Origin of the sequence: Amycolatopsis albidoflavus (genome assembly GCF_039525725.1) — a bacterium.
GTDB classification, from domain to species: domain Bacteria; phylum Actinomycetota; class Actinomycetes; order Mycobacteriales; family Pseudonocardiaceae; genus Amycolatopsis; species Amycolatopsis albidoflava.
The window spans coordinates 1-26,198 of the sequence record NZ_BAAAHV010000002.1 but is presented as its reverse complement, the minus strand read 5'-3'; the positions used below and the strand labels follow the sequence as shown (position 1 = coordinate 26,198).

Below are 26,198 nucleotides of genomic sequence, written 5' to 3'. Positions count from 1 at the left end.
CCCTCACGGCACGTCGCCAGGATCAGATGAACCGCCACAGGTGGTCCGGCGTCCCGTTGTCGTCCCACTGCGTCACCTGTGCACCGTCCGCAGTGGACTGCTGATCGACTGCCATCACCTTTCCACTGTGGACATTCTGCAGCTTCCACCACCCGCCGCCCGCGTCCACGATGCGCCACAGGTGATCCGGCGTTCCGTTGTCCTGGAACTGCTGCACGTGCGCGCCGTTGTCGAGGCTCTGGTCGTGCACCGCCAGCACCTTGCCGCTGTTGCGGTTCATGATCCGGACGGTCCCGTCGCCGCTGTCAACGACTGTCCACACGTGATCGACCGTGCCGTTGTCCTGCCACTGCGTCACATCGGCAATGTCCGAAAGCGACATATCCTGCACCGCCAGCAGTTTGCCGGACCGCTGGTTCTGGATCCGCCGCCACGAAGTCGTCGAGGCGGCCGGACGCGGCAGCAACGCCAAATACCCAGCGGCGACCGGGCGTGCTTGGAAGCCGGACTGCCGGGCATCGGCGACGAAGTACCAATCCGAGAACGGAACCCGCGAACCGGTGGTGTTGGCGAAGCTGTAGACGCCTTCGATGAGCGTCGTGCGGATGTCAGCGTGGTCGGTCAGCCAGGCGGCCGTCCACAGCTCCCAATCGGCCTTCGTGTAGTCGTGGCGCAGGTCCAATGGGACGCCATTCGCGCCTCGTTTTGACTGGTACCAAGCAGCTTCTCGTGCGGCGGTGCCGAGCGGCACCAGGTCGAGGCCCAGCAGTCGGTCCGCGAAACCGTTGTACTTCAGGCTCCAGGTGCCGGGCTGGTCATACGCCATCCGCAGGTGCGAACCGTCGTTGGCCAACGTCGTCCACTGGCTGATGTAAGAACGCGAAATCGACCGGTACCGCAACGCGTCGGCGGAATTGCCGGTGACGTCGGCGAGAACGGCCATCGCACCGACGCCGATGATGCCCTTCAACGCGAGGTTGGCGCTGTGCGCGATCCAGCCGGTGAAGTCGTCGGTCTGGTTCTGGTTGCCCGGATCGAGAGTGTTCCCGACCAGATATTCCGCCCACTGCCGCAGGATTCCGTAGTGCGCGTTGACGAAAGCCTTCGCGGCCGCGGAGTCCAGGCGTTGCACCACGGCGGCGGACATGATCAGCATGTTGGCCGATTCCTCGACCGGCATGCTTTCCTCGTTGCCGTCGTTGTGCCCGGCCGCGTTCGGATAGGACGCGCCGATGTCGTGTTCCGAGAACGTCATCGGCCAGCCGCCGTGTTCGGCGTAGTCGAGCACCGGTTCCAGCAGCAGCCGCACGAACTCCGGTGAGAGATGGAGATAGCCGGGCAAAGCCGGATAGATTACGTCCACTGTGGACACATTGCCGCTCGACGAGATCTCTTTCAGGAACGCCCACGGCGAGCCGTTCCGGTCGACCAGTTCGGTGCCGCCGAACGCTTGGCGCAATGCGAGCGCACAGACCGCCGCGTAGTGCTCTCCGCCGGCGGCGGAGGCTTCGCTGTCGATCCGCTGGTCCAGCGCGATCCCGGCGGCCAGCGCGGCCGGGTAGTCGGCGTGGAACCAGGCGACCATGTCCTGCCACGACGACCAGTAATGCGTCCACCACGGCGCCAGTTGCGCGCCGAGGTAGCTGACCGCGGGCGTGCGGACGTGCCCGATCGCCACCACCAGCGGATCTGCCGCTGCCCCAGGCCCGACAACGCCCAGGTCTTTGGCGAACGCGAGGACGGGCCAGCGGTCGCTGATCGCGCGCGGCTGGTCGGGATCGCTGGTCCCAGGCAGCGCTCCCCCGTTCGCCGACGTCGCGCGTACGACCGTGTCCTGCCCGATTTGCCAGGTCACGCCGGACGAAGGCGCCGCGACCACGAGCGAACCCCAGCGCGGCTGGTCATGCCCGTCCTCGGCCAGCACGCCCGGCGAAGCGGCCTGGACGCTCAGCGACGTGATGCCGCCCGATTCCTGCCGCTGCCAGCCGACTGGTGTGGCCGAATCCCATTGCAGCCACTCGGCGGACGTGTCGAAATGCAGCGAAACGGCATGCGCCCGCCCGTCGGTGCTCGCGGCGGCGATCGTGACATAGCCGAACGGCACGCACTGCCGCTGGAGGTTGCCGGGGTCGACCGGCGAGAAGAAGGTGACGGTGAGGGTCACGCCGCCGCCGGAGAATTCGTAGATCGAGCGGGTCGCGGTGACCTGCAAGGAGTTCTGCGACATCGGCGTCAGGCTCGGGCCCGAAGGCAGCTGCGGCGCACCGGCGAAGACGTACGCCGTGCCGTCGATCCGGGCGATCCCGCACAGCGCGGTGATGTGCCCGGTCCAGAACGTCGACCAGGTTCCGGGCAGGTTGTCCGCGGCCTGCCAGGTCGAGAGGTACGGCGAACGCACGACCAGCGGCGTCGCGGGCGGGCGCAGCGGGTTCAGCGTGCCCGCCGGAGCCGCCGAGGCGGTGGACTGGACCAGTTCCGGAGCGCACCAGAGCGCGGCGGCCGCGGCCGCGCCGGTGCCCGCCCAGCGCAGGGCGTCGCGGCGGCTGACTTCGCGGGGACGTTCGGAGGAGGACATCGACAGCTTCTTTCGGTCAGATGCCGGACACGGGAAAGAAGAAACCGAGCGACCTCAGTGTGGCACCGCGATACAACGTTGTAAATCTGCCGAAAGCACTGACACGCGCTGTCCGTTTCCAGACAGCGCTTGTCATTCCCGCCTATCGCCCGGCGGCGTACCCCTGCTCGCCGCGCGAATTCGCCGCCGCCGAAAGCACCCCGGTCTCAGGATCCTTCGCCACCGCGCACAACCGCCCCTCCGACCACGGCTCCCCCACCGTCACGTCGTGGCCCCGGCTCTCCAGCGCGGCAATGACGTCCGCGCCGATTCGCGATTCCACCGTCACGCTCCCGGCCGCCATGCCGCGCGGGTAGAACGAACTCGGGAAGCTGTCGGTGTGCCAGTTCGGCGCGTCGATCGCGCCCTGCAGGTCGAGCCCGCCGCGGACCTTCTCGCGCAGGGCCGTGCCGAGGAAGAAGTGGAAGTTCCACTGGTCCTGCTGGTCGCCGCCGGGCGTGCCGAACGCCATCACCGGCACGCCGTCGCGCAGCGCGAGCGACGGCGAAAGCGTGGTGCGCGGCCGTTTGCCCGGCGCGAGCGAGTTGGGCAGGCCCGGGTCGAGCCACGCCATCTGCAGCCGGGTGCCCAGCGGGAAGCCCAGCTCCGGCACCACCGGGTTGGACTGCAGCCAGCCGCCGCTCGGCGTCGCGGCGATCATGTTGCCCCAGCGGTCGACGACGTCGAGGTGGCAGGTGTCGCCGCGGGTCAGCCCGTCCTTCGCGACGGTCGGCTCCCCCGCCCCGATCGCCGACGCGGTGACCCCGCCGTCCGCGACGTACCGCGCGTGCCGGCTCAACCGGGGCTCACGGCCTTCCGGGCTGCCTGGACGCAGGTCGAACGACGCCCGCTCACCGATCAGCTTGCGCCGGATCTCGGTGTACTCCGGCGAAAGCAGCGCCTCGATGGGCACTTCCGTGCTGTCGCCGTACCAGGCTTCGCGGTCGGCCATCGCGAGCTTCGTGCCCTCGATGAGCCGGTGGTAGTACTCCGGCGTCGCGTACTCCAGCTCGTCCGGCAGGAGCGCGAGCTGCTGCAGAAACGCCGGGCCTTGGCTCCACAGGCCGACTTTCGCGACGGTCCAGCCGTTCCAAGTGTGGGTGACCGGATCCTCGTACGTCGGCCGGAACGCGGCGAGGTCGTCGGCGGTGAGCGTGCCCGCGTGCCGTTCGCCGGACGAGTCCATCGCCGGCTTCGCGGCGAAGGCGGCGAGTGCTTCGGCGACAAATCCCTCGCGCCACGCCTTCCGCGCCGCCTCGATCTGCGCTTCCCGATCGCTCCCGGCCGCCTCCGCTTCCGCGACCAGCCGGCGCCAGGTCTCGGCGAGCGCGGGATTCTTCAGCAGCCCACCGGGTTTCGGTGCGACTCCGCCGGGCAGGTACAGCTCGGCCGACGTCGTCCATTCGTTCTCGAACAGCTCGCGGACGGTCTCCACCGTCGCGCCGACGCGTTCGACCGCGGGATGGCCGTCCGCCGCGTAGGTGATGGCGTACTTGAGGACTTCGCGCAGCGACTTCGTGCCGTGGTCGTGCAGCAGGAGCAGCCACGCCTCGACCGCGCCGGGCACCGCGGCGGCGAGCGGGCCGGTGCCGGGAACGAGGTCGAGGCCGAGCGAGGTGTAGTGCTCGATCGTCGCGCCGGCCGGCGCGGGTCCCTGCCCGCACAGCACCTTCGGCGCGCCGCCCGCCGGGGCGAGGATCATCGGCACCTCGCCGCCGGGGCCGTTGAGGTGCGGCTCGACGACGTGCAGCACGAACGCGCCCGCGACGGCGGCGTCGTAGGCGTTGCCGCCGTCCTCGAGGACCGCCATCGCGGCCGCCGAGGCGAGCCAGTGGGTGGACGACACCATGCCGAAGGTGCCCTGCAACGTCGGGCGCGTCTGGACCATGGCCTTATCGTCGCGCGCGGGCTGGCAGTACGTCAAAGACATCTGAGACACCAATCCGATAGCGTATCGCTATGGAACGCCGTCAGCTGGAGTACTTCGTCGCGATCGCCGAGCACGGCGGGTTCACGCACGCGGCGCGGGCTTTGCGGGTGGCGCAGCCGTCGTTGTCACGGGCGATTTCGAAGCTGGAACAGGACCTGGGCGTCGAACTGTTCCACCGGGTCGGGCGCAACGCGGTGCTGTCGAACGCCGGCGAACTCCTCGCCGGACGCGCCCGCCTGGTGCTGCGCGACCTCGACGCCCTGCGCGCCGCCGCGCGGATGGCGGGCGACGGACCAGCAGGGCGGATCGACGTCGCGGCTACGTCGTCGTCCGCGCTGGAGCCGGTGATCAGCATCATCGCCGAGATGCGCACGCGGTATCCCGGCGTTTTGGTGAGCACGTCGGCGGCGTTGTCGGCGGCCGAGGTGGTCGCGATGGTGGTGCAGGGGCGCTGCGAGGCCGGGGTGTGCGGGAGTGCGGAGCGCCCGGTCGGGCCGGGTCTGGTCGCGCATCACCTGCGGGACGAGGAACTGCTGCTGGTCGCCCCGCCGGGCACGGAGATCGGTTCGGACGGGGTCGTCGAGCGGGCTGAACTCAGCGGCATGCAGTTCGTCGTCACCACGTCGCCGACGGCGGTGCGCGGGTTCTTCGACCGGCTGGCGGCAAGCGTTCCGGACCTGTCGATCGCGGCCGAAGTAGGCGACCGGAGCGTCGTGCTGCCGATGGTGCTGCGCGGGATCGGCGCGAGCCTGATGCCGGACGGCTGGGCGGACCTGGCCCGCCGGGCCGGTGCCGAGGTGCTCCGGTTCGCGCCGCCGGAGACGCTTCCGCAGTGGTTGATCCATCGGTCCGGGCCGATTACCGCCGCGACTCAGGCCTTTGTAGACATCACCCTCGCTTCAGGCGGGACGGACAGCAGCGGCGCGTAGTGGCCGTCCGGATACGGCTCCCCCACCGCGCGGCCGTCCGCTTCGATCCACGCGTGCGCGGCGAACGGGCTCGTCCGCACTCCGGTGCACCAGGTCGGCCAAGAACCCCTGAGGCGGCACAAGAGTGCGGCGGCGATCGAGCGTTGGAGACAGCCTTGTCCAGCACAACGAAGGCTCACCGAGACGACGTTTGTCCGAGCAGCTAGGGCTTCGTCGGCGGCGGCCGGCCGTGCGCCCCGGCGGGCGAATTCCAGGACGCGGCGTAGCCTCGCCGGACGGAGCCGAGCCAGCGGGCGGGCCAGTGCGACGGCGAGCAGCGGCAACGGACGCCGGTGCAGCGGCAGGCGGGCACGCGCCGCGAGCGCGACCGGGGCGGTCATGCCGTCACCAAACCGGCGGACTGCAACTGATCGAGCACCGCCGTCACGTCCTTCCGCGTCGCGGCCTCGTCGACCCCGTGCAGCGAGGCCAGTTCCGCCGCGATGCCTTCTGGGTCGCTGCCGTCGAGAAGCCCTTGCAGGACCGTGCTTCCGGTGGCGTTGAGCTGCCAGTACCGGCCGGTCGTCAGGTGCAGCAGGACGGTGCCGTCCGGGGTGTCGGTGGTGGTGACGTCAGGGTGCAAGCGCATCGAGCCTCCTCGGGGCTGGGCGGTCGGCGGCGCGCAGCCACCTCTCACATCCGATGAGCGGTTCCAGGGCGGCGACCACGCGGTAATCCCGCTGCGGCGAACGGACTGCGGCCCGCAGCCGGTCCGGGTCGAGGAGCCCGCGCGCGGCGAGTGCGGAATCCTCGAACAGGCGCAGGATCGCGGTCTGGTTGCGGCGCAGGCCTTCCCGGATGTCGGCGCCGAACTCGCCCTTCGTGGCCCGGCCGAGCACGACGTCCGGCACGATCCCCCGCATCGCCTCGGCCAGCAACGGTTTGTAGCGGCGTGCGTCCGCGTGTTCATGTCGCCGGACGCGCAGGACGGCTTCCACCACCCGGTCGTCGAAGAACGGCAGCCGCAGCTCGACCCCGGCGTCGGCGTAGAGCCCGGCTGTCAAGCGGTACTGCGCGGCCGCGGAGCGCAGGACAAGCATCGCTTGATGTTCGCCGGGATCGCGGCCGAGCGGCTGGGCTTCGTTCGCGGTGCGGTGCAAGACTTTCCGGGCCATGTCGCGGCCGTCGGCGGTGACCCACGGCTGGGCTCGCAGCGGTGCGACACCCCAGCCGAGCACCGGGCGGCGTGCCGAGCCGACCGGATCCGAGAGGTGCTCGGCCTGCTGTCGCCACCAGCCCGCCACGGTGCCCGGCCGGAGAAGTCCCGCCATCGTCCCGAAGAGCGGCCAGCGCCGGAGCGCGGCGTGCGCCCGGACGTGGCTCAACGCGGTAACCGGCCGACGGCGCAGCAACTGATGCAGGTACCCGGGCAGCGGGCTGAACAACTCGTCCCCGCCGTGTCCGGCCAGGTGCAGTTCCGACCCGCGCGCGGCCAGGGTTTCGGCGCTGTACCGGATCCTGGCCGCGGACCGGGTGAACGCGTACGGCTCGTCGGCGTCGACCGGCCGGTCCGGATCGGCGAAGACGGCGGGCAGTTCGTGCTGCGGGACGATCAGGTGCTCGGCCCGGTCCAGCGCGGCGATGGACCGGGCGGCGAACTCCGCGTCGTCGTTGCCCGTCTCCGCCTCGGCCCAGCGGAAGGTCAGCAACTCCGGGTTCTCCCGGGCGGCAAGGAAACACAGCGAGGTCGAATCCAGGCCGCCGGACAGGTCAGCGGACACTTGTCCCGAGTGGACAGTCTCGGCCAGCGCGGCCCGCACTCCCTCCGCGCCGCGGGCCAGCGACTCGCGAGCGGCTGGCGGCCGCCACCACGGCTTCACCTGTGCTCGTCCGTCCGTCCATACCAGACAGTCGCCCGGCGGCACAGCGGAAACCTTGGCATACAACGGTCGTTCGTTCAACGGCGGCGGAAGCTGCAGCCCGCACGCCACCCGTGCGGCAAGCACTTCCTCGTCCACTGAGGACTCAAGCAAATCGGCGAGCAGATCAGCGCGATCCGCGGCGACCGGCACGCCGTCCGTCCGGCAATAGAACACCCGCCGCAATCCCGTTGCGGTTCCTTGGACCCGCACCGCACCGTCCACAGTGGCCACCAGATGGAACGACCCGGTCAGCGCGGCGGCGACCCGGCCGACGTCCGACAGCGACGACACCCGCGCCGCGAGTTCGCCGAGCCGGACGGCGGTGACCGGGGAAGACCCGATCACCGCCAGCCGCACCGGCCCGGCTGTCCCCACCGCCACCTCGGCGCGACGCCATCGCCCGACGAGCCACGGCCGCCCGGACGCGTGGGCGTGCACCTGCGCGCCCGGCCACGGCCGCCGGATCCCCGCCGCGGCGGGAAGATCCGGCAGCACCACGAATCCCGGCCTGCTCATCGGCTGCGATCCCGGCTCAGGAGGCGAAGAAGCCCATCGTGTCCGACAGGTAGCCCCCGAAGCCGAGGGTGTCGTCGCTGAACTCGCCGACCTCGACCAGCGCGGGCGGCGTGTATTCGGGCAGTTCGCGAACCTGCTTGTCCTGAACGTCCATGATGCCTCCGATGTTCGGCTCCGGCAGCCGCTGCGACCGCCGTCCCCGACACTGGCACGCGCCGCCCGGCCGCGACAGGCGGGAGTTCCCGTGCGTACCAACAGCTTTACCTCGCAGTACCGGACCCGCCCGCTCCGCTGCCCCGAATGGACTAGACCACTGTCAGCCGATCCCGAGCCCGCGCCGCCCGGTCGCGTTCAGCTGCCCGGGCGCGAACCGATCCGGCCAGGAACGCTCGTAATGCTCAGCAGGGAAGTCCGTCGGACTGGACCCGGACTCGAACGCCTCGCGCACCGACTCGGCGTACGCCTCGTTGCGCGGGCACCACGGCGCGGCCGGGATGTACATGACGTTGCCCCAGCCCCGCTGGTTCTCCACTGGCGCGACACTGTGGATCAGATCGCAGTGCCACCACACGGAATCGCCCGCTCGCACGTCCGGGATGCCGCTGGAAGCCCGCAGCAGCAAGGAATGCCATTTCTCGCTGGCCGCGTACATCTTGTTCACCGTGACGCCGCACATGTCGTCCACGGGCACGTCGGCCAGCAGCGGCCGCAGCATCAGGTAGCCCATCGCCTCCGGGATCGGCACCGCGTGCAGCACGCCCTGGTCGTGCTCCATGTCGGACAGCGCGGTCCAGCCCTGGAAGGTGCGGAACGCCGAGCACATCGTCGAGCCCTCGAACTGCGGCCCGGCCGTGCGATGCGCGGCGTCCCACGGGTCGTAGGACTCGACGGTGCCGTCGAACAGATGCCGGAACGCCCGCTGGTACGCCTCGGTCATCCAAAGGTCCAGCGTGCCCGGGTCGAGATGGGGACGAAGACCGCCGGAATCCGCGCCGGGCGGACGGCGGCGGATGCGGTCCGGGTACAGCGAATCCCGGCCGGGGTCGAACCAGCGGACGCCGTCGGATTCCGAGCGCCACCGCGCGTTGAGGAACGCCTGCACGCGCGCCATCCGGTCGCTTTGCCGTGCTTCCATTTGCGTCGGCGACCAGTAGATCGGGTAGATCCCCGCCTTCGAGACGAGGCTGCCGAAGAAGTTGTCGCCGGGGCCGCGGTAGCTCTCGGAGAACCGGTTGCCCTCGAGGTAGCCGACGATCCCCGCGTCCCAGTCCAGCGCCTGCTCGCGCGGGAAGTGACCGCGCACGACCAGGCAGCCGCGCCGCCTCAGCCGAGCCAGGTCTTCCTCGGAGACCCTGCCCGCCTCGATGTCGGCGTAGTCCAGCTCCGGCCAGATCGCCTCGCCGCGCGCCTTCGCCGCCTCGATCTCCTCGACCGCGGCGGCGACGCGCGCCTCGATCACCGCGAAAACCTCTTCCACAGTGCGCCCGGACGCCTCGATCCGCGCCCGCAGCGCGGCTTTGATCTCGCGAATCGCGGCCGGAAGGTCGTCCGGCGTCGTCTCCCAGTGCGGCAACGGGGGAAGCTGCATAGCGCTCGCTCCATTCAGGAAGGGCTCCTTACTGAACCGACGGTAGGGCGCCCGCGCCGATTCAGGCAACACTCCTGACTAAATCGGCTACACTCCCGCCGGTGACCCCGGCCAAGCCCTCCCTCGACCTGCTCCGGTCGCTGACCGACGAGCACGTCCTGCGGGCACTGCTCGCGCAGCGCCAGCTCACGCGCGCGCAAATCGCCGCTCACACCGGCATTTCCAAGCCCGCCGTCGGCGACAGCGTCGCCCGGCTCGCCGAGGCCGGGCTGCTGCGCGACACCGGCGAGCGCACCACCGGCCGCGGCCGCGTCGGCACCTATTACGCACTGGCCGACGACCTCGGCACGGCTTTGGTCGTGAGCATCGCCCACGAGGGCGCGGTCGCCGAAGCCGTCGACGTTTTCGGCGAGGTGCTCGCCCGGCACGTCGAAGACCTCGGCCGCCCGGTGCGTCCGCGGAAGGTCGCTCAGGCATTGCGCAAGGCCGCGTCTCAGGTCGCCGACGACGCCGGACCGCTCCGGCTCGCGGTCGTCAGCGCCGCCGATCCCGTCGACCGCGCGACCGGGAAACTGGTCCATCTGCCCGATTCCCCGTTCCTGCTCGGGGAACTCTCCCCCGCCGACGTCCTCGCGCCGTTCGTCGCCGGCCCGGTCACCGTCGACAACGACGTGAACTGGGCCGCCCGCACCGAACAGGCCGCCGACGATTTCGCCTACCTCTTCCTCGGCGAAGGACTGGGCTGCGCAGTGGTCGCCGACGGCGACGTGCGGCGCGGACACGCCGGTTTCGCCGGGGAAATCGCGCACGTCCTCACCCGCGGCGCGGACGGTCAGGCGCTCGCGTTCATCGACGTCTTCGCGGATCTCGGGGTGCGCCAACCGGATTCGACCACAATCGACGTCGACGCTCTGTTGTGTGCGATCAAATCCGACGACGTCCTCGACACCCTCGCCGAGGCGATCTGCGGCGTGCTCCTCGCTTTGGTGACGGTGTCCGACCCGGAACTCATCATCCTGGGCGGACCGTGGGGCCCCGCCGTGCTCGACGCAGTGTCGGCCCGCTTCGCGCAGCTGCCGCGCAATGTCCCGCTTCGCGCCCCGCACGCCACGGATTCCCCCGCCCTCACCGGCGCGCGCGACGAAGCCGTGCGCGCCCTGCGGAGCGCCGTTCTCAGCCCTTGATGGTCTTCTTGATCCACTCCAGCTGACCGAAGACGTCCCCGTCGGCCGCGACACTGCTGCGGTCGGATTTGCTGGTGACTCCCACAATCGTGTCGCGATCCGTGGTCGACATGACCGGGCCGCCGGAGTCGCCGCCCGCCGTGACGCCGTCCGTGGTCAGCGCGCAGAAATCGGTGCCGCCGGAGATGGTCATGCCCTCGCAACGCTGGTCGTCGGGGTCGATGACCTTCGCGTCCACCTGCTTGAGCACGTCGGACTGGCAGCTGTTCTCGTCTCCGGTGCAGGTCGCGCCCCAACCGAGCTGGCGAACCGTCTCGCCCGGCCGCACCGGCCCGGCGGTCGGCAGCTTCGCCGGGGTGATGTTCATCGGGGTGACTTTGATCAGCATGAGGTCGGCCAGCGTGTGGTTGTTGCGGCTGCCCGGCACCGGCCGGACCACGGTGCCGAGCCGCTGGTCGAGATTGCCGACGCGGAACTCGATCCGGGAGTCCGCGATGGGCTCGGCGGCCTCGGCGAAGCAATGGTCGGCGCCGATGATCCATTCGCGGCTGATCGCGGTGGCGGTGCACTCGGGCTTGCCGTCGACCAGCATCCGCACCGCCCACGGGCCGTAGCCGGAGACCGAACCACCGATCACGGCCGACGCCGGGGTCGCCACGGCGACGGCGGCCAGGGCGGCGGCTGGGGCCAGGACAGCCAACCGGCGGAGCAGCATGATCAGGACATCCCTTCGGCAGCTGGCGTTACAACATCAAGACGCGGCAGCTGGCGACTGGTTGCGCCTCGTGAGCGGCGATTCCGGAATCGCCGCTCACGAGGCATCCGGATTCAGGACTTGTCCGCAGCCTGAGCCACGAAAATCCCCGCCTCCAGGAATGCCCGTCACTCAGCCGGAGACTGACTGTCCATCGCTCGGCGAGCAGCTGCCTGGACCTGACTGTTGGGCGTCGAGCGAGTCCAGATCCCGCTGGTGTGCAACATAAATCGCGGTTTCAAGGAAGTACGACGTCGAGCCGACGGTGTCCGCGTAGGCCTCGTACCGGACTCCCTCAGCAACGTCTCCCTGTCGTTGCGCGGCCAGGTAGATCGCTGAGCCGCAGTCGCGAAAGCCGGAGCGACGACCCCGGCCGCCACGGTCATCGCGGCGAGGACAACCGCGGCCGCCAGTCTCCGAACTCAGCAATTCGACATAAGCTTCATACCGGGTGGATATCCCCCAGGCCAGCGGACGTTACCGAGCATCGGCCGCAGTCCCGCCGGTTGACATGTCGGAAACTTCCGACGTAACGTAGCGTCATGCCCGACGACGTCTTCCTCGCTCTCGCCAGCCCCGTCCGCCGGCGGCTGCTCGAGATCCTCGCGGACGGCCCGCACACGGCGGGCGACCTCGCGGCGCGGTTCGAGCTGAGCCGTCCGGCGGTGGCCGAGCACCTCAAAGTGCTGCGAGACGCCGCGCTGGTCCGCGACGAAGCCGTGGGGCGGCAACGTTTTTACCACCTGGAAAGCGACCCGCTGGAGCAGGTCGGCGAATGGCTGCACCCGTTCGAGCGGTTCTGGCGCAGCCGCTTGCGCAGCATGGCCGACCTGCTGGAAAACGAGGAGGAAACCCCGTGACGTACGCCCGCATCGGCAGCATCTCGGTCGACCAGTTCATCGCCGCCGCCCCGGAAAAGGTCTGGCGCGCGCTCACCGATCCCGAACTGCACGCGAAGTGGTGGGCGCCCGGCGACATCGGCCCGGACGTCGGCCGCGAGTTCCGGCTGGAGATGCCCGGCTTCGGCTCGATCCCTTGCCGCGTCATCGAATCCGAGCCGCCGTCGAAGTTCGTCTACACCTTCAACGGCGACTGGACCCTCACCTGGACGCTTGTCGCCGAGGGCCAGGGCACCCGGCTCCTGCTGAACCACTCCGGCTTCGACCTGGACGACAAACGCCAGGCGGACGCGTGCGAGCGGATGGGCCCCGGCTGGCGCGACGGCGTCCTGCCGCGGCTGGCGAAGCTGGACCTCGGCTGACCCTCTCAGGCCGGACGGCGAGCGTAGACCACCGCTTGCGGCACCTCGCTGTCCAGCTCTTCCACCCATTCCGCCTCGACCGTGAACCCGGCCCCGCGCAACCACTCCGACACCTGCACGGGCTGCCGACGGTGGACGTACAGCTGCATCGCATGCCCGCCGTAACCCTGTGTCTTCAACCGGGCGACGTCGCCGACGTGGAAGCCGATCGCGACCGGCGCCCCGGGCTTCAGCACCCGATAGAACTCCGCGATCGCCGTGGGCACCTCCTCGTCCGGGACGTGGATCAGGGCCCACCACGACAGCACCCCGGCCGCCGAAGCGTCGGGCAGCGGGAGCGCGGTCATCGAACCGACCGCGAACCGCAGCCCCGGGTGATCCCGCCGGGCCACCTCGATCATGCCGGGAGAAAGGTCCAGTCCGAACGCGTCGAGACCAAGGCTTTTCAGGTGCGCGGTGACGTGCCCGGTGCCGCAGCCGACGTCGGCGACCGGGCCGGTTCCGTGCACCAGCGAGGCGAACAAGCCCAAGGTCATGCGCAGCGAAGGACTTCTGGCGATCGAGTCGCGCAACCGGTCGGCATAGCTGTCGGCGACGGTGTCGTACGAAGTCCGGGTGTCGGTCAGCCAGGTCTGCACGACGGCCACGCTAGCTCACCGGCGCGCCGAACCAGCGGCGAAGCGCGGGCTCTAGCCCGTCCGGATCACCAGCCCACGCCACATATCCGTCCGGCCGGACCAGCTTCGCCTCGGCACCCGTCTCAACGCTGTGCACCCGATCCGCCCACCGTGTCGCGAGATCGCGGAACTGTCCTTCGGGATCCACGAGAACGCCGCGTCCGGTCCGCAGTTCCGCACCGAGATCGTGCGCGGGCAACCCGACCAGCGGATGGTCCTCGCTGCCCGGAATCGCATAACGGAAACCCATGCCGGACAACATGTCGTCCAGCAGGTACTGGACCTCGGGCAAGCGCACCAGCTCCGTGAACAACGACCGGACCGCGGCCGAATCGGGACCGTCGTCCAGGAGCAGCGACTGCGCCTGGACGTTGCGCAGCACCGCCGCGCCGACCGGATGCCGTTCCGCGTGATAGCTGTCCAGCAGTCCCTCGGGCGCGGTGCCGCGAACCGCCGCACCGAGCTTCCAGCCGAGGTTCATCGCGTCCTGGATTCCGGCGTTCATGCCTTGCGCGCCAAAGGGAAGGTGCACATGCGCGGCGTCGCCGGCGAGGAAGACGCGGCCGTGCCGATACTGCGCGGCCTGCAGCGCGGCGTTCGTAATCCGGCGTGCGTAACGAAGTTCGACCAGTTCCACGCGATCGCCGAAGACCGTTTTCAGTCCGGTGCGGATCTCGTCCTCGGTGACCGGGATGTCCCGTTCCCGCGACCAGCCGGGTCCGCCAAAAGTCAGACGGCGGAGCGGGCGGCCTTCGGCGTCGACGCCGAGCGGGAACACCTGCGCGCGATAGCCCTCCCGGGTGATCGTGGTCATCGGAACCTCGGCGCTCAGCCGCACGTCGGCGGCCACCATGGTCTCGGTCCCGGGACGGCCGGAGAACTCCGCGCCCAGCAGCTTCCGGACCGTGCTGCGCCCGCCGTCGGCGGCGACCAGGTACTGGGACCGGATCGCGGTGCCGTCGGCGAAGGTCGCGGTGACGCCGTCCGCGTCTTGCTCCAGCCCGGCCAGTTCGTGATCCCGACGGACCTGGATTCCCTCCGCGGCAAGGTGTTTCTCCAGAAATCCCTCGATCACCACCTGCGGGACCGACCGCCACGGGAACCGGTGGCGCTTGCGGACCAGCGGCAGCAGATTGCCGGCGAAATGCGCGGTGGTGACCGGATAGTCGCCGGTGGCCAGCAACGGTTCGAGCAGGCCGCGCTGGTCGAACGCCTCCTGCGTGCGAGACTGCAGCCCGCCTGCCTTGGACAGTTCGCTGGCCTTCGGCAGCCGGTCCGCCAGCACGCAGGACACTCCGGCGAGCCGCAGTTCGTTCGCCGCCGTCATCCCGGTCGGCCCGGCGCCGACGACGAGCACCTCGACAGTCATGATCTCTCCCCTCCTGGGTCGGTGTGTTCGGAACCGACTCTCGGCCCGGCGACGGCCCGCGAGCCAGAAAGCGAGACGATTGCGGCGGATTCCGACCTGAGTAGTCTCGAACCGGTGGATTCCGACTACGACGACCTCGACCGCCAGCTGGTGCACGCCCTGCAGCTCGATCCGAGGGCCCCGTTCAGCACGATCGCCGACGCGCTCGGCGTGTCGGATCGCACCATCGCGCGCCGCTACGCCCGGCTCCGGTCGACGGGAGCGGTCCGGGTCGTAGGCGGCGTCAACGAGACTTCCGGTGCGGTGCAATGGTTCCTGCGCATCCGGTGCGCGCCCGCCGCGGCGGTGGCGGTCGCTGAGGCACTCGCGCGGCGGCCGGACACCGCCTGGGTGAGCCTGACGTCCGGCGGCACCGAAATCACCTGCACGGTCCGCACCGAAAACGAGGCCGACAGCGAAGCGTTGCTGCTGGCCAAACTTCCCCGCACGCCACGGGTCGAGGGCGTCACCGCGCATTCGGTGCTGCACGCGTTCTACGGCGGGCCGGACAGCCTGGTCGCCAAGCTCGGCGTGCTGGACGACGCCACCGTCGCTCGGTTGCGCCCGCCGCCGATCCCTCTCCGGCCAGGCCCGGCAACCCTCGACGACGGCGACCGCGAACTCCTCGCCGCGCTGGCCGCCGACGGCCGCGCCGGGTTCGAACAGCTCGCCGCCGAGACCGGCTGGTCCCCCACCACCGTCCGCCGCCGCATGGCGGAACTGCGCGAACGAGACGTGCTGTACTTCGACCTCGATCTCGATTGGCGGTTGCACGGCAAGGGAATCCGGACGCTGCTGTGGCTTTCGGTCGCCCCGGCGGCGCTGGAGGAGGCCGGGGCCGCGCTGGCCGCGCACCCGGAAGTCGCGTTCGCCGCCGCGACCACCGGCCCCACCAATCTGTACGCGACAGCGGTGTGCGGCAGCCAGCACGAGCTGTACCGCTACCTCACCACCAGCGTCGCCGCGCTCCCCGCGGTCACCCACGTGGAAACCGCACCGGTGATCAAGACGGTCAAACGGGTAGCGAACCGGCTGTGACGCAGTACGAACGGGCGCCCTCCCGGTCAGCGGTTGACAGCGCGGCGGTGGTCCGTCAATGATTCGTTCGGCTTTCCCCGGTGGGAAATTCCCGTACGCGTCCGCGAACTGTCCCCGAGTTTTCGAGGAGACATCGATGTCATCGGTCAGCCGCCGCAGATTCATGCAACTCGCCGCCGCCACCGCCGCCGGCACGGCCTTGCCCGCGAGCATCGCGCGGGCGGCTTCGGTGCCGGCCGCCGTGCGCTCCGGCACCCTCGCGGACGTCGAGCACGTGGTCGTGCTGATGCAGGAAAACCGGTCGTTCGACCATTATTTCGGGACCCTCAACGGCGTCCGCGGCTTCGGCGACCCGCGCCCGGTTTCCCTGCCGAGCGGGAAATCCGTGTGGAACCAGGCCGACGCGAGCGGCGCCGAAACCCTGCCGTTCCGGCCCGCCGAGGACAATCTGGGCCTCACCTTCATCGAGGACCTCAACCACGACTGGAACGGCACGCACACCGCGTGGAGCACCGGCCGGTGGGACAAGTGGATCCCGGCGAAAACCCGCACCACGATGGCGTATCTGACGCGCAAGGACATCCCGTTCCACTACGCGCTCGCCGACGCGTTCACCATCTGCGACGGCTACCACTGCTCGATGCTGTCCTCGACCGACCCGAACCGGTACTACATGTACACCGGCTGGACCGGAAATGACGGTTCCGGCAACGGACCGGTGCTGGGCAATGAAGAATCCGGCTACGGCTGGACCAGTTTCCCGGAAATCCTGGAAAAGGCCGGGGTTTCGTGGAAGATCTACCAGGACATCGGCAACGGTCTCGACAAGGAGCACAAGTGGGGCTGGACCGATGACGCCTACATCGGCAATTACGGCGACAACTCGCTGCTTTACCTGACCCAGTACCAGAAATCCGCTCAGGGCACGCCGCTCTACGACAAGGCCCGCACCGGCACCCACGCCGCCGCGGGCGACGGTTTCTTCGACCACCTCACCGCGGACGTCAAAGCGAACCGGCTGCCGCAGGTTTCCTGGATCGTGGCCCCGGAGGCGTACTGCGAACATCCGGCGTGGCCCGCCAATTACGGCGCCTGGTATGTCTCCGGAGTCCTCGACGCGCTCACGTCGAATCCGGACGTGTGGAGCAAAACCGTCCTGCTGATCACTTACGACGAGAACGACGGTTTCTTCGACCACGTAGTCCCGCCGTATCCGCCGCGCGACGCGAACTGGGGCAAGTCGACGGCGAGCGTCGCCGGCGAATGGTACGAAGGCGGTGCGGCCGCGTCGTATCTGACCGGAATGCCGTACGGACTCGGCCCGCGCGTGCCGCTGCTGGCCGTCTCGCCGTGGAGCACCGGCGGCTGGGTCTGTTCGCAGACTTTCGACCACACGTCGCTGATCCAGTTCGTGGAAAAGCGTTTCGGCGTGCACAACCCGAACATTTCGCCGTGGCGCCGCGCGGTCTGCGGCGACCTAACGTCGGCGTTCGACTTCACCGGCGCCAACAGCGGCGTCCCGTCCCTGCCCGGCACCGGCGACTACCAGCCGCCCGCCGACCACAGCACCCCGCCGACCTATCACCCGGTGCCGCCCTCGAACGGTTCGCTCCCGAAGCAGGAACCCGGCACCCGCAAAGCACGCGCGCTGCCGTACGACCTCGCCGCGGACACCGAAGCCCGCGACGGCCGGATGTACTTCACCTTCACCAACTTCGGCGACGCCGGAGCCGGATTCCACGTGACGTCGAAGATGCGTTCCGACGGACCGTGGCCGTACACCGTCGAGGGTCACAAGTCGGTCAGCGACAGCTGGCATCTGCCCAGCGGCGCGGGAGATTGGTACCAGTACTCGGTTTTCGGCCCGAACGGCTGGCTCCGCGAACAAGCCGGAACAATCGGCGGCCTGGGCCCGGAGGTGACTGCCCGGCACGACGCTGGCTATGTGACAGTCACGTTCACGAACCCGAGCAACCGAACGGTCACCTTCACCGGCATCGACGCCTACGCGCCTACCGAGGCTTACCAGTACACGCTCGCCCCGGGCACTTCACGAGCGGTGCCGAAGTGGGGCGTGGCGAACGGCTGGTACGACATCACGGTGAAGGCGGATCACGACGGCCAGTACGTCCGGCGTTTCGCGGGCCACGCGGAAACCGGCCAAGCCTCGACCAGCGACCCGGCCATCGCCACCAGCTGAGCGGTCCGTGAGGGGAACCCTGAGGGACTCAGAGTCCCGCAGGGTTCCCTTCACGGCTTTCGGAAGCCAGCCACCACCAGACCAATCACCGCCAGCACCACGGCCAGCCCGCCGAAGCCCGCGCCCAGTGTCGCCGCCGAGGCGATCGCGCCGACCAGCAACGGTCCGCCCGCGTCGCCCAGTTCGCGGCCGACCTCAGCCGCGCCCATCGTCTGGCCGAGCCGTTCCTTGGGCGCGGCGCCGGCCAGATGCGCGAACCCGATCGGCGTCGCCACCCCGACCCCGGCTCCGATCGCGACCGCCGCGGCCAGCACCCCCGCGATCCCCGGGATCAGCGCCCCCAACGCCAATCCGGCCGCGGTCAGCAGCAACCCGCCGGCCATCCCCGGCCCGTCGGGAATCCGGCCGGCGTCGCGGAGCCGGCCAGCCCACGGCTGCACCAGCGCGGAACACAACGCCAGCACCGACACCACCGCACCGGTCGCGACCGTGCCGAGCCCGCTCGCCGCCCCGGTCACCGGCAGGAATCCGATGCCGACCGCGAGCGCCGCGGTCGTCCCGGCCAGCACCGCGGTCGGCCGCACGAACCCGGGCTCGGCCAGCCGGCGGGCGAGGTCGAGCACGGTCTGCCGCTGGCGCGGCAATGGCTCCGGCGCGGGCACCACTAGCGCCGCCCACCCCGCGACGGCGAAGGCCAGCACCGCGAGAGTGCCGAACAGCAAGGAAAACCCGCCCAGCATGATCAGCACGCCGCCGAGCAACGGGCCGAGCGTGTACCCGACGCTCTTCCAAGCACCGTAACCGCCGAACGCCCGCCCCTGCCGTTTCTCCGGCGACAACCGCGCGACCAGCGCCCCGGCCGCAGGCGAGAAGGCCGCCGCGGCCGCTCCCTGACCGAACCGGGCCAGCCCGACCGCCGCCGGATTCCCCGCGACGACAAAGGCCGCCGACGCCAGCGCGAACGCCAGCAACCCGCCGAGCAGCACCGGCCGCGGCCCGATGCGGTCCGCCAGCGACCCGAACACCGGCTTGAGCACGACCTCGGCGCCGTCGTAGACCGCGAGCAGCAGTCCCAAGGTCAGCAGGGAATCGCCGTGCGTGTACGCGCCCAGGCTGGCGGCGATGCTGTGTGCCCCGAAGGCGGTGACGAACCCGGCGGCGTACAGCGGACGCAGCTCAGCGGAACTCATGCGAAACTCTCACCTCTGTCGCGGGGACTGGAAAATCCGCCCGGAGCAGTCGGCGAACAGCCGCACGCCATCCCGAGCCACGCTCAACTCACCACGACCCGTCCGAACCCTCACCACCGCGGCGCGACCAGCCAAACCCGCCCGACGCGGTCGGCGAACAACCGCACCGGCCCCAGCCGCGTGCGCATCCACCCGAAGCCCTCACATCTGGTGCAGGGCTTCGAAAACCCGCTCGGTGTACTCGGCAAGCCGCTCCGCACAGTGCTTCAACCGCTGCTCCGCCTCCCCGGCCGAAGGCGCGCCGAACACGTCCCGGGCCTTCAAATCCCGATACCAGCGCCGCAACCGCTCGAGGCTTTGCTCTTCCTCCTCCAGCTCGGCCATCGTGAACTTGACGATCCGGATTTCCTTGTCGATCTCGGCGTCGAACTTCCCGCAGTCGGCCAGGAATTCCGTCCACTCCTCTTCCCGATCGGCAGTGAACAGCTCCACCAGCCGCGAACCGTCCCGTTCGGCGGCGTCGAGCGTGATCACCTCGCCCTCGCCGCGTTCGGCCAGCTCGGTGACCCGCGCGACGCCGCCGGCGAACCCGGGCACGTCCGGCACCGCCCAGGCGCCCTGTCCGAGCGACAACGCGCCGACCCGCCGCAGCTCGCGCCACACGGCGACCCGGTGCCGCGACGGTCCGGACGGCACGCGCACCACCAGCACCAGCCACTTGTCGTCTGCCACAGCGGCGAATGTATCACGTGTTACATCGAGTGAGGTAGCGAAGCGAGGAACGCGCCGACCGTCCGGTCCGCCAGCACGCGACGGTCCGCCAGCGGCAGCGAGAGACACTGCAGCGTCACGCCGTCGATCATCGCGAACACCTGCGCCGCCACGTCCTCGGACAGTCCGGCGTGGACATACCACTGCCGCAGCTCACGATCGAGCTTCGCGTTTTCCTTCCGCAGCACCGGATCCACCACAGCCGCCGCCGCGTACGCGAGCCACACCCGGGCCCGCCGGGAGCGCGGTTCGTCCAGCGGCAGCCACAGTTCGACATACCCGGCGATCGATTTCGGTTGCGCCGCTTCGATTTCCGCCAGGAACTGCTCCCCCGCGTACTCGAAACCGGCGCGCACGAGATCACTCTTCGTCCGGTAGTAGTACTGCACCTGCGCCGGAGAAACGCCCGCCGCCGCGGCGACCGTCCGCACGCTCAGCGCGCCGATTCCCTGCTCTGCCAACACCTCCAGCACAGCATCGAGCACATGGGCAGCCCGCTTCACCGCCGAGACGCCCCCGCGCGCGCCCGCCACGCGACGGCGATCAAATCGAGAATCCCGATCACTCCCACCACGACGCCGACCTGCCGCAGCCCGACCACCGGCGTCTCGACGTCGTGGAACACGAAGTACAGCACCGCGCCGACGACCACCATCAGCACGCCGACCACGACGTGCCCCCATTTGCCGTTCATCCGAACCCTCCTATACGAACGTACAATACGACCGTACAGGACTAAGCGGCCTTCCGTGCCGCCAATCGCTCGACAATCCCGGCCTTGCTCCGCTCCGCCCGCTCCACCGCGAACCCGGCCGCCGAGAGCAACGGCAGCGGCCGGCGGGTCAGGTAATCCCCCAGCTGCCACACCGTCAGCTTCTCCGCCAGCCGCTGCACGGCAAGAACGAACCACCGGTCGCTGCCGACGTGGTCCAGCAGCAACAGCCGCCCGTCCGCCCGCAGCACCCGGTGCATCTCCGCGATCGCGGCGCGTTCGTCCGGGACGCCGCACAGGCCCAGCGTGCAGACGACCGTGTCGAACGAGCCGTCCGGGAACGGAAGGGACTGCGCGTCGGCCTCGGTCAGCGTCGCCTCGCGCCCGAGCGAAGCGGCCCGGCTTCGCGCGAGATCCAGCATCGACGGGCTGAGGTCGATCCCGGTCAGGCGCACGTCCGGCGGGTACAACGGCAGATTCCGGCCGGTCCCGACGGCGACCTCCAGCACCTCCCCCGAAGCCTGCCCGCACACCCACTCGCGGCCGTCGGCGAGCAGTGCCCGCTCGACCCACGCGATGTCGCGGTCGTACCGCGGCGCGGCCTTGTCCCACGTCCGCCGCAGCCAGTCCGTTCCCCGCTCCGCCATCGTCGCGAACTCCTCTCCGTCCGTGGTCCTTCCCAGTACCCTCGCATCCCATGGGGGACTTCGACTACGACGCGGAACTGCGCCGCTACGACCGGCACCTGCGCGAGGCCGCCGACGTCCAGCCGGACGACCACGTCCTCGACCTCGGCTGCGGCGCCGGGCAGACCACCCGCGCCGCCGCTCGGCTCGCGATTCGCGGCAGCGCGCTGGGAGTCGACCTGTCCGCCCCGATGCTCGCCCGCGCCGAGCGAGCGGCCGCGGACGTGCCCAACCTCCGGTTCGCCCGGGCGGACGCGCAGGTCCATCCGTTCCCGCCGGCCGCGTTCACGCTCGGGCTGAGCCGGTTCGGCACGATGTTCTTCGAGGATCCGGCCGCCGCGTTCGCCAACATCGCCCGCGCGCTGCGGCCCGGCGGGCGGCTCGTGCAACTGGTCTGGCAGGAGCGGCGCCGCCAGGAATGGGTCACCGCGATCCACCGCTCGCTCGCCGAGGCCGATCCGCCGGACAGCACCGCGCCCGGCGACGCCTTCTCCCTCGCCGATCCCGCGACTGTCCGAAGTGTCCTCACCGCGAACAGATTCGCCGACGTCGAACTGGCCGACGTGCGCGAACCGCTCTGGTACGGCCCCGATCCCGCCGCGGCGCTCGACGCGGTGCTCCAGCTCCGCGAAGCGAGCGACCTGATCGCCGCCCGTGCTGCCGGCGACAAAGACCGAGCCCTCGCCCGGCTGCGCGGCGAAATGACGGAGCACCACGGCCGCGACGGAGTCTGGTTCGACGCCCGGGCGTGGCTCGTCACCGCGCGCCGGACGTGATGTCACAAACTCCCGGCGGCCGGCGTCCTATGGGCGATCGTCCCCAGAACGCGAAGGAGCCACCCATGACAGCGCCCGGCGAAGCGAGCCCGGACCTCGCCACCGAGACCTTCCTCGCCCACCGGAACCTGCTGTTCACCGTGGCCTACGAAATGCTCGGCTCGGCCGCCGACGCCGAGGACGTGCTGCAGGAAACCTGGCTGAAATGGGCGGGCGTCAACCTCGGCGAGATCCGCGAACACCGCGCGTACCTGGTCCGGATCACGACCCGCCAGGCGCTGACCCGGCTGCGCACACTCGGCAGGCGCAAGGAGTCCTACATCGGGACCTGGCTGCCCGAGCCGCTGCTCACCGCGCCGGACGTCGCCGAAGACGTCGAACTGGCCGACAGCGTGTCGATGGCGATGCTGCTGGTGCTCGAAACGCTGAAGCCGACCGAGCGCGCGGTGTTCGTGCTGCGCGAGGTCTTCGACGTGCCTTACGACGAAATCGCCGAAGCGGTCGGCAAAACCCCGGCCGCGGTGCGCCAGATCGGGCACCGGGCGCGGTCGCACGTGTCCGCCCGCCGTCCGCGCGGCGACGTCACGCCCGCCGAGACCCGCGGCGCGCTCACCGCGTTCCAGCAGGCCGTCGAGACCGGCGATCTGCAGGGACTGCTCGACCTGCTCGCGCCGGACGTCGTCTTCCTCGGCGACGGCGGCGGAGTGAAGCAGGCGGTGCCGCGGCCGATCGTCGGCGCGGACAAGGTCGCGCGCCTGCTGACCGCCGGGCACGTCCGGCTCCCCGCGCCGCTGCGTCCGACGCAGGTCAACGGGCACCCGGCGCTGGTGCTGACGCTCGACGGCGAGGTCGACACCGTGCTCACGCTGCGCATCGACGACGGCAAGATCACCGGCCTGTACGCGGTGCGGAATCCGGCGAAGCTGTCGCACATGGACTCGGAAACCGCGCTCCGCCGCTGACTCCCGGTGAGGCTACGCACAGTAGCCCTGGCTCTGGCGCGCGCCACCCGTACGGACCATGCCATCCTGGTCCCGCCAGGGGCGGCCCGACGGGCCGCCGCCGTACCGAGGAGAGGACCGACGTGGGCGTTGTCAGCTGGATCGTGCTGGGCCTGATCGCCGGGTTGATCGCGAAGGCCCTCATGCCGGGCAAGGACCCGGGCGGCTGCATCATCACCATCCTGCTCGGGATCGGAGGCGCGTTCGTGGGCGGCTGGATCGGCAAAACGCTGTTCCACACCCAGCTCGGGACGTTCTTCGACCTGCGCACGTGGGGTCTCGCGGTGCTCGGCGCGCTGGTCATCCTGACCGGCTACCGGCTCATCGTGGGCGGCCGGCGCCGAGACTGATCCCCGGGGGCGGCCCGCTCGCCGGACGCGGCGGGCCGCCCCCGCTCAGCGGATTCCGAACGGATTTCGCGCCCCTCGGCCGGCGCGCCCCGGATCCCCCGCGAGGCCTCGAGTTGAACGCGACCCCGGTTTCCGGCCGTTTTTCGTGGCAGAATCAGCGGAGAAGTTTCGGCCAGGTCGACGGGCGGAGCGGACGATGGCGCTGCGCGACCACGAACAACATCAGCTGGACGAGATCGAACGATGCCTCGCCCAGGAAAGTCCGCGCCTTGCCCGCCGGTTCGAGAAGTTCCGCCCGATGCCGGTGATGACCTTCGCCGCGGCCGCGCTCGGCGTGCTCAGCGTGTTCCTCACCGGCCTGGTCACGCTCGTGGTCGGCTTCGGCATGGATTCCGCCCCGCCGATCGCGGTGGGCGCGGTGCTCACGACGGCGATCCCGCTGGCGATCATCTGGTTCTACCGCTGCCACTGGCGCTGACGCCCGCCCCGGCCTGAAACTGCTGGCGCGGCGGGGAAAGCGCCCTCAGGCGGCGACGCGCCCGCGCCCGCGCCCGAAACGACGGAACAGCGCGAACCCCGCGATCGCCGTGACCAGCTCCCAAGCGACCGTCGTGATCACCGAAACCGACAGCACGTCGATCCGGTCCGGAGACGACGACCGCAGCTGCCCCCGCGCATCGACGCGGACCCGCGTCAGGCCGCGCGCCGCCGGGTCCGAGCGCAGCGGGATGTTGGCTTCCTCGGTGCCGCCGTCCGGGGCGGTCCACGTGACGCGCCGGGTGTCGGGCATCGCGGCGCCCTCGGTCCCGCGCAGCGCGCCGGACTCGGGTGCGACGGCGGCCATGACGGACCGGCCGGGCGCGCGGTCGATCGCCCCGGTGCCCTGGCGGTGGATCCACAGGCCCAGCCAGACCCCGGCCACCGCCGAGACCGCGACGGCCGCGGCCAGGACGGGAAGGAGGAACACGCGACCGCGCGGCGCGGACGCGCGGAAACCACCAGCAGCCATGCCCTAGAGAATGCCGGGAAAACCGGGAGCACGGCAGTGTTTGCGGACAAATGTGCCCAAGTCGCAGGAAAAGGCGCCCGCGACGGGCAAGCGACGCCCGGTTTCACCCGTTCTTTTCACTCATTCGTGGGTAACGCCACACGGAAGCAACCCGGACGCGAACAGCGACTCTCGAGCACCGGTTCACCGCCGCGCCGCGGTGTTCCATTCCCGATCGCCCGCGCCGCGTGGTTTCTCGCCGCTGTCTTCCGGCAGTACGTGAGATTCCTCCGGGCGCGCGATCATTCCCCGTCACCCGCCGGACGCGCTCAGCAATGCCTGCCCGGTGGACGTCACCGCGTGCCGAACCGTGTTCCCGTCTTGTTGGCTCTCCACCAATCCCGCGCGACGCAGAACTCCCGCGTGCTTGCCCGCCGCCACCGGCGTCACGCCGATCTCCCCGGCCAGTTCGGCCGTCGACCGCGGAACGGCCAGCGCGTGCAGCGCGCGGGCCCGGGTGGCGCCGAGCAGGTCCGGCAGCGGGTCCGGCACGGCGCCGTCCGCCGGAATCGCGCGCTCGCCGGGCAGGCCCCAGACCACCGGCGGCTCTGGTCCGGTCGCCGGATCCGGTTCCACGACCCGGAAATAGGCCGGGATCACGAGCAAGCCTCCGAAGTAGACACTGCGGTCCGCGGACGGCTCCGGGCCCTCCCAGCGGATCGGCGCCGCGGCGCGGGTGTCGCCGGCGGACGGCCACATCGGAGCCTGCCGGGCCGTGCCGTACGACGTGAGCGCCGACCCGAGCAGAGCGCGGGCCCCGTCGGCCAGCTCCCCCACCCACGAGGGCGCGACCCCGTGCACGAAAAACGTCTGGAGATCCGCGCGCAGCCTCGTTTTCGGGACGTGCACGAGGCCGTCTCCCGCGACCGGGCCGATCTGCCGCCGCTCCGGCCGTCCCAGCGCGGCCGCACGCCGGACGGCCGGTTCGCCGCGGCCCCCGCCGGGCGGCAGCGCCTTCACCGCCCGGGCGCGGATCTCCAGCGCGGACCCCGGACGGGGTTGCGGAAGCAGGCTCTCTCTGCGAAGTTGCTTGCGGGCGCGGGCGGACCAGACCCGCAGCCCGCTCGCCGGACGGCGGCTCTGCAGCGCCGTGAGGCTCAGCACCAGTTCCCACAGCGGATCGGGGCCGGTGCGCCGCCTCGTCCGGCCGAAATCGTCGTCGGTGAAATGAATGCGCAACGCCATGTGCTCCCCCTGCCCCCCGACATGGTTGCGCTTCCAGAGTGCCGCGCCGATCCGCCGCTGTCCAGGCGCGTTTTCCGTTCGGGGAAAGAACCCACCGAATGCGAGCGAATCTCGCTGAATCAGGTGGTCCGTCTACAGACAGTTCACGGCGCGACCGCGAAAGCGAGACAAATCGTCTCGCCGATCGGGCGTGCGCATTCACCGGACGCGCGCCGTGCCCGCGCGGAGGCCGCCGGATCCGGACTGCGCGGCCTGCCTGCCCGGTTAGCGCGCCGCGGCGGAGTGCCGATGGACCAGCAGTTCCCGACATTTGCCGCAGCGATTTCCCCCACCCGGGCGACTATTTCCGCCACGGAATGCGAAACGGAGCCCGGCCGCGTGGGCCGGACCCCGTTTCCGGTGCCTCAGTGCGTCGGGCTCAGCCGAGCAGGAGGCCGTTGCCGCCGGCGACGGCGTTGTCGAAGCGCTTGGAGATCTCG

27 protein-coding genes are annotated in these 26,198 nt (G+C 70.4%); 10 read left to right on the top strand and 17 right to left on the bottom strand.

Annotation, left to right across the window (positions count from 1 at the left end; translation table 11 throughout):
• Positions 1–22: 22 nt before the first annotated feature.
• Both ABD156_RS00185 and ABD156_RS00180 read right to left on the bottom strand, forming a co-directional pair.
• Complete coding sequence (locus ABD156_RS00185; protein ID WP_344264294.1) at positions 23–2,575, bottom strand: glutaminase domain-containing protein; 2,553 nt, start codon at positions 2,573–2,575, stop codon at positions 23–25.
• A 142-nt stretch (positions 2,576–2,717) separates the two neighbouring features.
• Positions 2,718–4,502, bottom strand: a complete 1,785-nt coding sequence (locus ABD156_RS00180) for a gamma-glutamyltransferase family protein (RefSeq protein WP_344264291.1) — start codon at positions 4,500–4,502, stop codon at positions 2,718–2,720.
• A gap of 71 nt (positions 4,503–4,573) precedes the next feature.
• Here ABD156_RS00180 and ABD156_RS00175 point away from each other — a divergent pair, with 71 nt between their 5' ends.
• A complete protein-coding gene (locus ABD156_RS00175; RefSeq protein ID WP_344264288.1) occupies positions 4,574–5,473 on the top strand; it encodes a LysR family transcriptional regulator in 900 nt (299 codons plus the stop codon).
• Here the strand turns inward: ABD156_RS00175 and ABD156_RS00170 are convergent.
• The 5 genes from ABD156_RS00170 to ABD156_RS00150 form a co-directional block, all read right to left on the bottom strand.
• The gene (locus ABD156_RS00170) at positions 5,416–5,853 is read right to left on the bottom strand and encodes a lasso peptide biosynthesis B2 protein (protein ID WP_344264285.1); all 438 of its coding nucleotides are present in this window, start codon (positions 5,851–5,853) and stop codon (positions 5,416–5,418) included. The two genes, ABD156_RS00175 and ABD156_RS00170, sit on opposite strands and share 58 nt — an antisense overlap.
• Positions 5,850–6,101 carry a lasso peptide biosynthesis PqqD family chaperone gene (locus ABD156_RS00165; protein WP_344264282.1) on the bottom strand — a complete coding sequence of 84 codons (252 nt, stop codon included), beginning with the start codon at positions 6,099–6,101 and terminating at the stop codon, positions 5,850–5,852. Before ABD156_RS00165 ends, ABD156_RS00170 begins: the two co-directional genes overlap by 4 nt.
• Positions 6,085–7,890 carry an asparagine synthase-related protein gene (locus ABD156_RS00160; protein ID WP_344264279.1) on the bottom strand — a complete coding sequence of 602 codons (1,806 nt, stop codon included), beginning with the start codon at positions 7,888–7,890 and terminating at the stop codon, positions 6,085–6,087. The genes ABD156_RS00165 and ABD156_RS00160 overlap by 17 nt, the downstream gene beginning before the upstream one ends.
• A 16-nt stretch (positions 7,891–7,906) precedes the next feature.
• Entirely contained in the window at positions 7,907–8,044 is a 138-nt protein-coding gene (locus ABD156_RS00155) for a lasso RiPP family leader peptide-containing protein (RefSeq protein WP_344264276.1), read from the bottom strand.
• 162 nt (positions 8,045–8,206) lie between these two features.
• Positions 8,207–9,478 (bottom strand): YbiU family protein, encoded by a 1,272-nt coding sequence (locus ABD156_RS00150; protein WP_344264273.1) that lies wholly within the window; start codon positions 9,476–9,478, stop codon positions 8,207–8,209.
• Between the two features lie 101 nt (positions 9,479–9,579).
• Between ABD156_RS00150 and ABD156_RS00145 the strand changes: the two genes are divergently transcribed.
• Positions 9,580–10,662: an ROK family transcriptional regulator gene (locus tag ABD156_RS00145; RefSeq protein ID WP_344264270.1), complete on the top strand. Its 1,083-nt coding sequence runs from the start codon at positions 9,580–9,582 to the stop codon at positions 10,660–10,662.
• Here ABD156_RS00145 and ABD156_RS00140 read toward each other — a convergent pair.
• Positions 10,652–11,377 (bottom strand): S1 family peptidase, encoded by a 726-nt coding sequence (locus ABD156_RS00140; protein ID WP_344264267.1) that lies wholly within the window; start codon positions 11,375–11,377, stop codon positions 10,652–10,654. The genes ABD156_RS00145 and ABD156_RS00140 overlap by 11 nt on opposite strands.
• Positions 11,378–11,958: 581 nt before the next feature.
• Here ABD156_RS00140 and ABD156_RS00135 point away from each other — a divergent pair.
• Together ABD156_RS00135 and ABD156_RS00130 are read left to right on the top strand one after the other, a co-directional pair.
• Positions 11,959–12,276 carry an ArsR/SmtB family transcription factor gene (locus ABD156_RS00135; RefSeq protein WP_344264264.1) on the top strand — a complete coding sequence of 106 codons (318 nt, stop codon included), beginning with the start codon at positions 11,959–11,961 and terminating at the stop codon, positions 12,274–12,276.
• Positions 12,273–12,677: an SRPBCC family protein gene (locus ABD156_RS00130; protein ID WP_344264261.1), complete on the top strand. Its 405-nt coding sequence runs from the start codon at positions 12,273–12,275 to the stop codon at positions 12,675–12,677. Before ABD156_RS00135 ends, ABD156_RS00130 begins: the two co-directional genes overlap by 4 nt.
• A gap of 5 nt (positions 12,678–12,682) precedes the next feature.
• Here the strand turns inward: ABD156_RS00130 and ABD156_RS00125 are convergent, their stop codons facing one another.
• Complete coding sequence (locus ABD156_RS00125; RefSeq protein ID WP_344264258.1) at positions 12,683–13,324, bottom strand: class I SAM-dependent methyltransferase; 642 nt, start codon at positions 13,322–13,324, stop codon at positions 12,683–12,685.
• Between the two features lies 1 nt (position 13,325).
• Entirely contained in the window at positions 13,326–14,723 is a 1,398-nt protein-coding gene (locus ABD156_RS00120; protein ID WP_344264255.1) for an FAD-dependent monooxygenase, read from the bottom strand.
• Positions 14,724–14,837: 114 nt separating this feature from the next.
• On the opposite strand from ABD156_RS00120, the gene ABD156_RS00115 reads away from it, so the two are divergent.
• On the top strand, positions 14,838–15,800 hold the full coding sequence (locus ABD156_RS00115; RefSeq protein WP_344264252.1) for an Lrp/AsnC family transcriptional regulator: 963 nt from the start codon (positions 14,838–14,840) through the stop codon (positions 15,798–15,800).
• Positions 15,801–15,936: 136 nt separating this feature from the next.
• Positions 15,937–18,000, top strand: a complete 2,064-nt coding sequence (locus ABD156_RS00110; RefSeq protein ID WP_344264249.1) for a phosphocholine-specific phospholipase C — start codon at positions 15,937–15,939, stop codon at positions 17,998–18,000.
• A 50-nt stretch (positions 18,001–18,050) separates the two neighbouring features.
• Here the strand turns inward: ABD156_RS00110 and ABD156_RS00105 are convergent, their stop codons facing one another.
• From ABD156_RS00105 to ABD156_RS00085, 5 genes are all read right to left on the bottom strand, one after another.
• Positions 18,051–19,190: an MFS transporter gene (locus ABD156_RS00105; protein WP_344264246.1), complete on the bottom strand. Its 1,140-nt coding sequence runs from the start codon at positions 19,188–19,190 to the stop codon at positions 18,051–18,053.
• 201 nt (positions 19,191–19,391) lie between these two features.
• Positions 19,392–19,922 carry a Chromate resistance protein ChrB gene (locus ABD156_RS00100; RefSeq protein WP_344264243.1) on the bottom strand — a complete coding sequence of 177 codons (531 nt, stop codon included), beginning with the start codon at positions 19,920–19,922 and terminating at the stop codon, positions 19,392–19,394.
• Positions 19,923–19,942: 20 nt separating this feature from the next.
• Positions 19,943–20,434: a TetR/AcrR family transcriptional regulator gene (locus ABD156_RS00095; RefSeq protein ID WP_344264240.1), complete on the bottom strand. Its 492-nt coding sequence runs from the start codon at positions 20,432–20,434 to the stop codon at positions 19,943–19,945.
• A 26-nt stretch (positions 20,435–20,460) separates the two neighbouring features.
• The gene (locus ABD156_RS00090; protein WP_344264237.1) at positions 20,461–20,655 is read right to left on the bottom strand and encodes a hypothetical protein; all 195 of its coding nucleotides are present in this window, start codon (positions 20,653–20,655) and stop codon (positions 20,461–20,463) included.
• A gap of 41 nt (positions 20,656–20,696) precedes the next feature.
• Entirely contained in the window at positions 20,697–21,320 is a 624-nt protein-coding gene (locus tag ABD156_RS00085) for a class I SAM-dependent methyltransferase (RefSeq protein ID WP_344264234.1), read from the bottom strand.
• Positions 21,321–21,370: 50 nt separating this feature from the next.
• On the opposite strand from ABD156_RS00085, the gene ABD156_RS00080 reads away from it, so the two are divergent.
• The 4 genes from ABD156_RS00080 (at position 21,371) to ABD156_RS00065 (ending at position 23,964) form a co-directional block, all read left to right on the top strand.
• Positions 21,371–22,135, top strand: a complete 765-nt coding sequence (locus ABD156_RS00080) for a class I SAM-dependent methyltransferase (RefSeq protein ID WP_344264231.1) — start codon at positions 21,371–21,373, stop codon at positions 22,133–22,135.
• 65 nt (positions 22,136–22,200) lie between these two features.
• Positions 22,201–23,097 (top strand): RNA polymerase sigma-70 factor, encoded by an 897-nt coding sequence (locus ABD156_RS00075; protein WP_344264228.1) that lies wholly within the window; start codon positions 22,201–22,203, stop codon positions 23,095–23,097.
• A gap of 122 nt (positions 23,098–23,219) precedes the next feature.
• Positions 23,220–23,486 carry a GlsB/YeaQ/YmgE family stress response membrane protein gene (locus ABD156_RS00070; protein ID WP_009077073.1) on the top strand — a complete coding sequence of 89 codons (267 nt, stop codon included), beginning with the start codon at positions 23,220–23,222 and terminating at the stop codon, positions 23,484–23,486.
• A gap of 196 nt (positions 23,487–23,682) precedes the next feature.
• On the top strand, positions 23,683–23,964 hold the full coding sequence (locus ABD156_RS00065) for a DUF3040 domain-containing protein (RefSeq protein WP_344264210.1): 282 nt from the start codon (positions 23,683–23,685) through the stop codon (positions 23,962–23,964).
• 45 nt (positions 23,965–24,009) lie between these two features.
• On the opposite strand, the gene ABD156_RS00060 is transcribed toward ABD156_RS00065, so the two are convergent.
• Together ABD156_RS00060 and ABD156_RS00055 are read right to left on the bottom strand one after the other, a co-directional pair.
• A complete protein-coding gene (locus ABD156_RS00060) occupies positions 24,010–24,495 on the bottom strand; it encodes a hypothetical protein (protein ID WP_344264207.1) in 486 nt (161 codons plus the stop codon).
• 291 nt (positions 24,496–24,786) lie between these two features.
• Entirely contained in the window at positions 24,787–25,719 is a 933-nt protein-coding gene (locus tag ABD156_RS00055; RefSeq protein WP_344264204.1) for a winged helix-turn-helix domain-containing protein, read from the bottom strand.
• Positions 25,720–26,198 lie beyond the last annotated feature (479 nt).

Coding starts and splice junctions, on each gene's coding strand:
- ABD156_RS00055 (WP_344264204.1), bottom strand. CDS start 25,719: ATGGCGTTGCGCATTCATTTCACCGACGACGATTTCGGCCGGACGAGG.
- ABD156_RS00150 (WP_344264273.1), bottom strand. CDS start 9,478: ATGCAGCTTCCCCCGTTGCCGCACTGGGAGACGACGCCGGACGACCTT.
- ABD156_RS00185 (WP_344264294.1), bottom strand. CDS start 2,575: ATGTCCTCCTCCGAACGTCCCCGCGAAGTCAGCCGCCGCGACGCCCTG.
- ABD156_RS00175 (WP_344264288.1), top strand. CDS start 4,574: ATGGAACGCCGTCAGCTGGAGTACTTCGTCGCGATCGCCGAGCACGGC.
- ABD156_RS00075 (WP_344264228.1), top strand. CDS start 22,201: ATGACAGCGCCCGGCGAAGCGAGCCCGGACCTCGCCACCGAGACCTTC.
- ABD156_RS00120 (WP_344264255.1), bottom strand. CDS start 14,723: ATGACTGTCGAGGTGCTCGTCGTCGGCGCCGGGCCGACCGGGATGACG.
- ABD156_RS00140 (WP_344264267.1), bottom strand. CDS start 11,377: ATGCTGCTCCGCCGGTTGGCTGTCCTGGCCCCAGCCGCCGCCCTGGCC.
- ABD156_RS00085 (WP_344264234.1), bottom strand. CDS start 21,320: ATGGCGGAGCGGGGAACGGACTGGCTGCGGCGGACGTGGGACAAGGCC.
- ABD156_RS00180 (WP_344264291.1), bottom strand. CDS start 4,502: ATGGTCCAGACGCGCCCGACGTTGCAGGGCACCTTCGGCATGGTGTCG.
- ABD156_RS00155 (WP_344264276.1), bottom strand. CDS start 8,044: ATGGACGTTCAGGACAAGCAGGTTCGCGAACTGCCCGAATACACGCCG.
- ABD156_RS00160 (WP_344264279.1), bottom strand. CDS start 7,890: ATGAGCAGGCCGGGATTCGTGGTGCTGCCGGATCTTCCCGCCGCGGCG.
- ABD156_RS00090 (WP_344264237.1), bottom strand. CDS start 20,655: ATGAACGGCAAATGGGGGCACGTCGTGGTCGGCGTGCTGATGGTGGTC.
- ABD156_RS00060 (WP_344264207.1), bottom strand. CDS start 24,495: ATGGCTGCTGGTGGTTTCCGCGCGTCCGCGCCGCGCGGTCGCGTGTTC.
- ABD156_RS00105 (WP_344264246.1), bottom strand. CDS start 19,190: ATGAGTTCCGCTGAGCTGCGTCCGCTGTACGCCGCCGGGTTCGTCACC.
- ABD156_RS00170 (WP_344264285.1), bottom strand. CDS start 5,853: ATGACCGCCCCGGTCGCGCTCGCGGCGCGTGCCCGCCTGCCGCTGCAC.
- ABD156_RS00065 (WP_344264210.1), top strand. CDS start 23,683: ATGGCGCTGCGCGACCACGAACAACATCAGCTGGACGAGATCGAACGA.
- ABD156_RS00110 (WP_344264249.1), top strand. CDS start 15,937: ATGTCATCGGTCAGCCGCCGCAGATTCATGCAACTCGCCGCCGCCACC.
- ABD156_RS00080 (WP_344264231.1), top strand. CDS start 21,371: ATGGGGGACTTCGACTACGACGCGGAACTGCGCCGCTACGACCGGCAC.
- ABD156_RS00165 (WP_344264282.1), bottom strand. CDS start 6,101: ATGCGCTTGCACCCTGACGTCACCACCACCGACACCCCGGACGGCACC.
- ABD156_RS00135 (WP_344264264.1), top strand. CDS start 11,959: ATGCCCGACGACGTCTTCCTCGCTCTCGCCAGCCCCGTCCGCCGGCGG.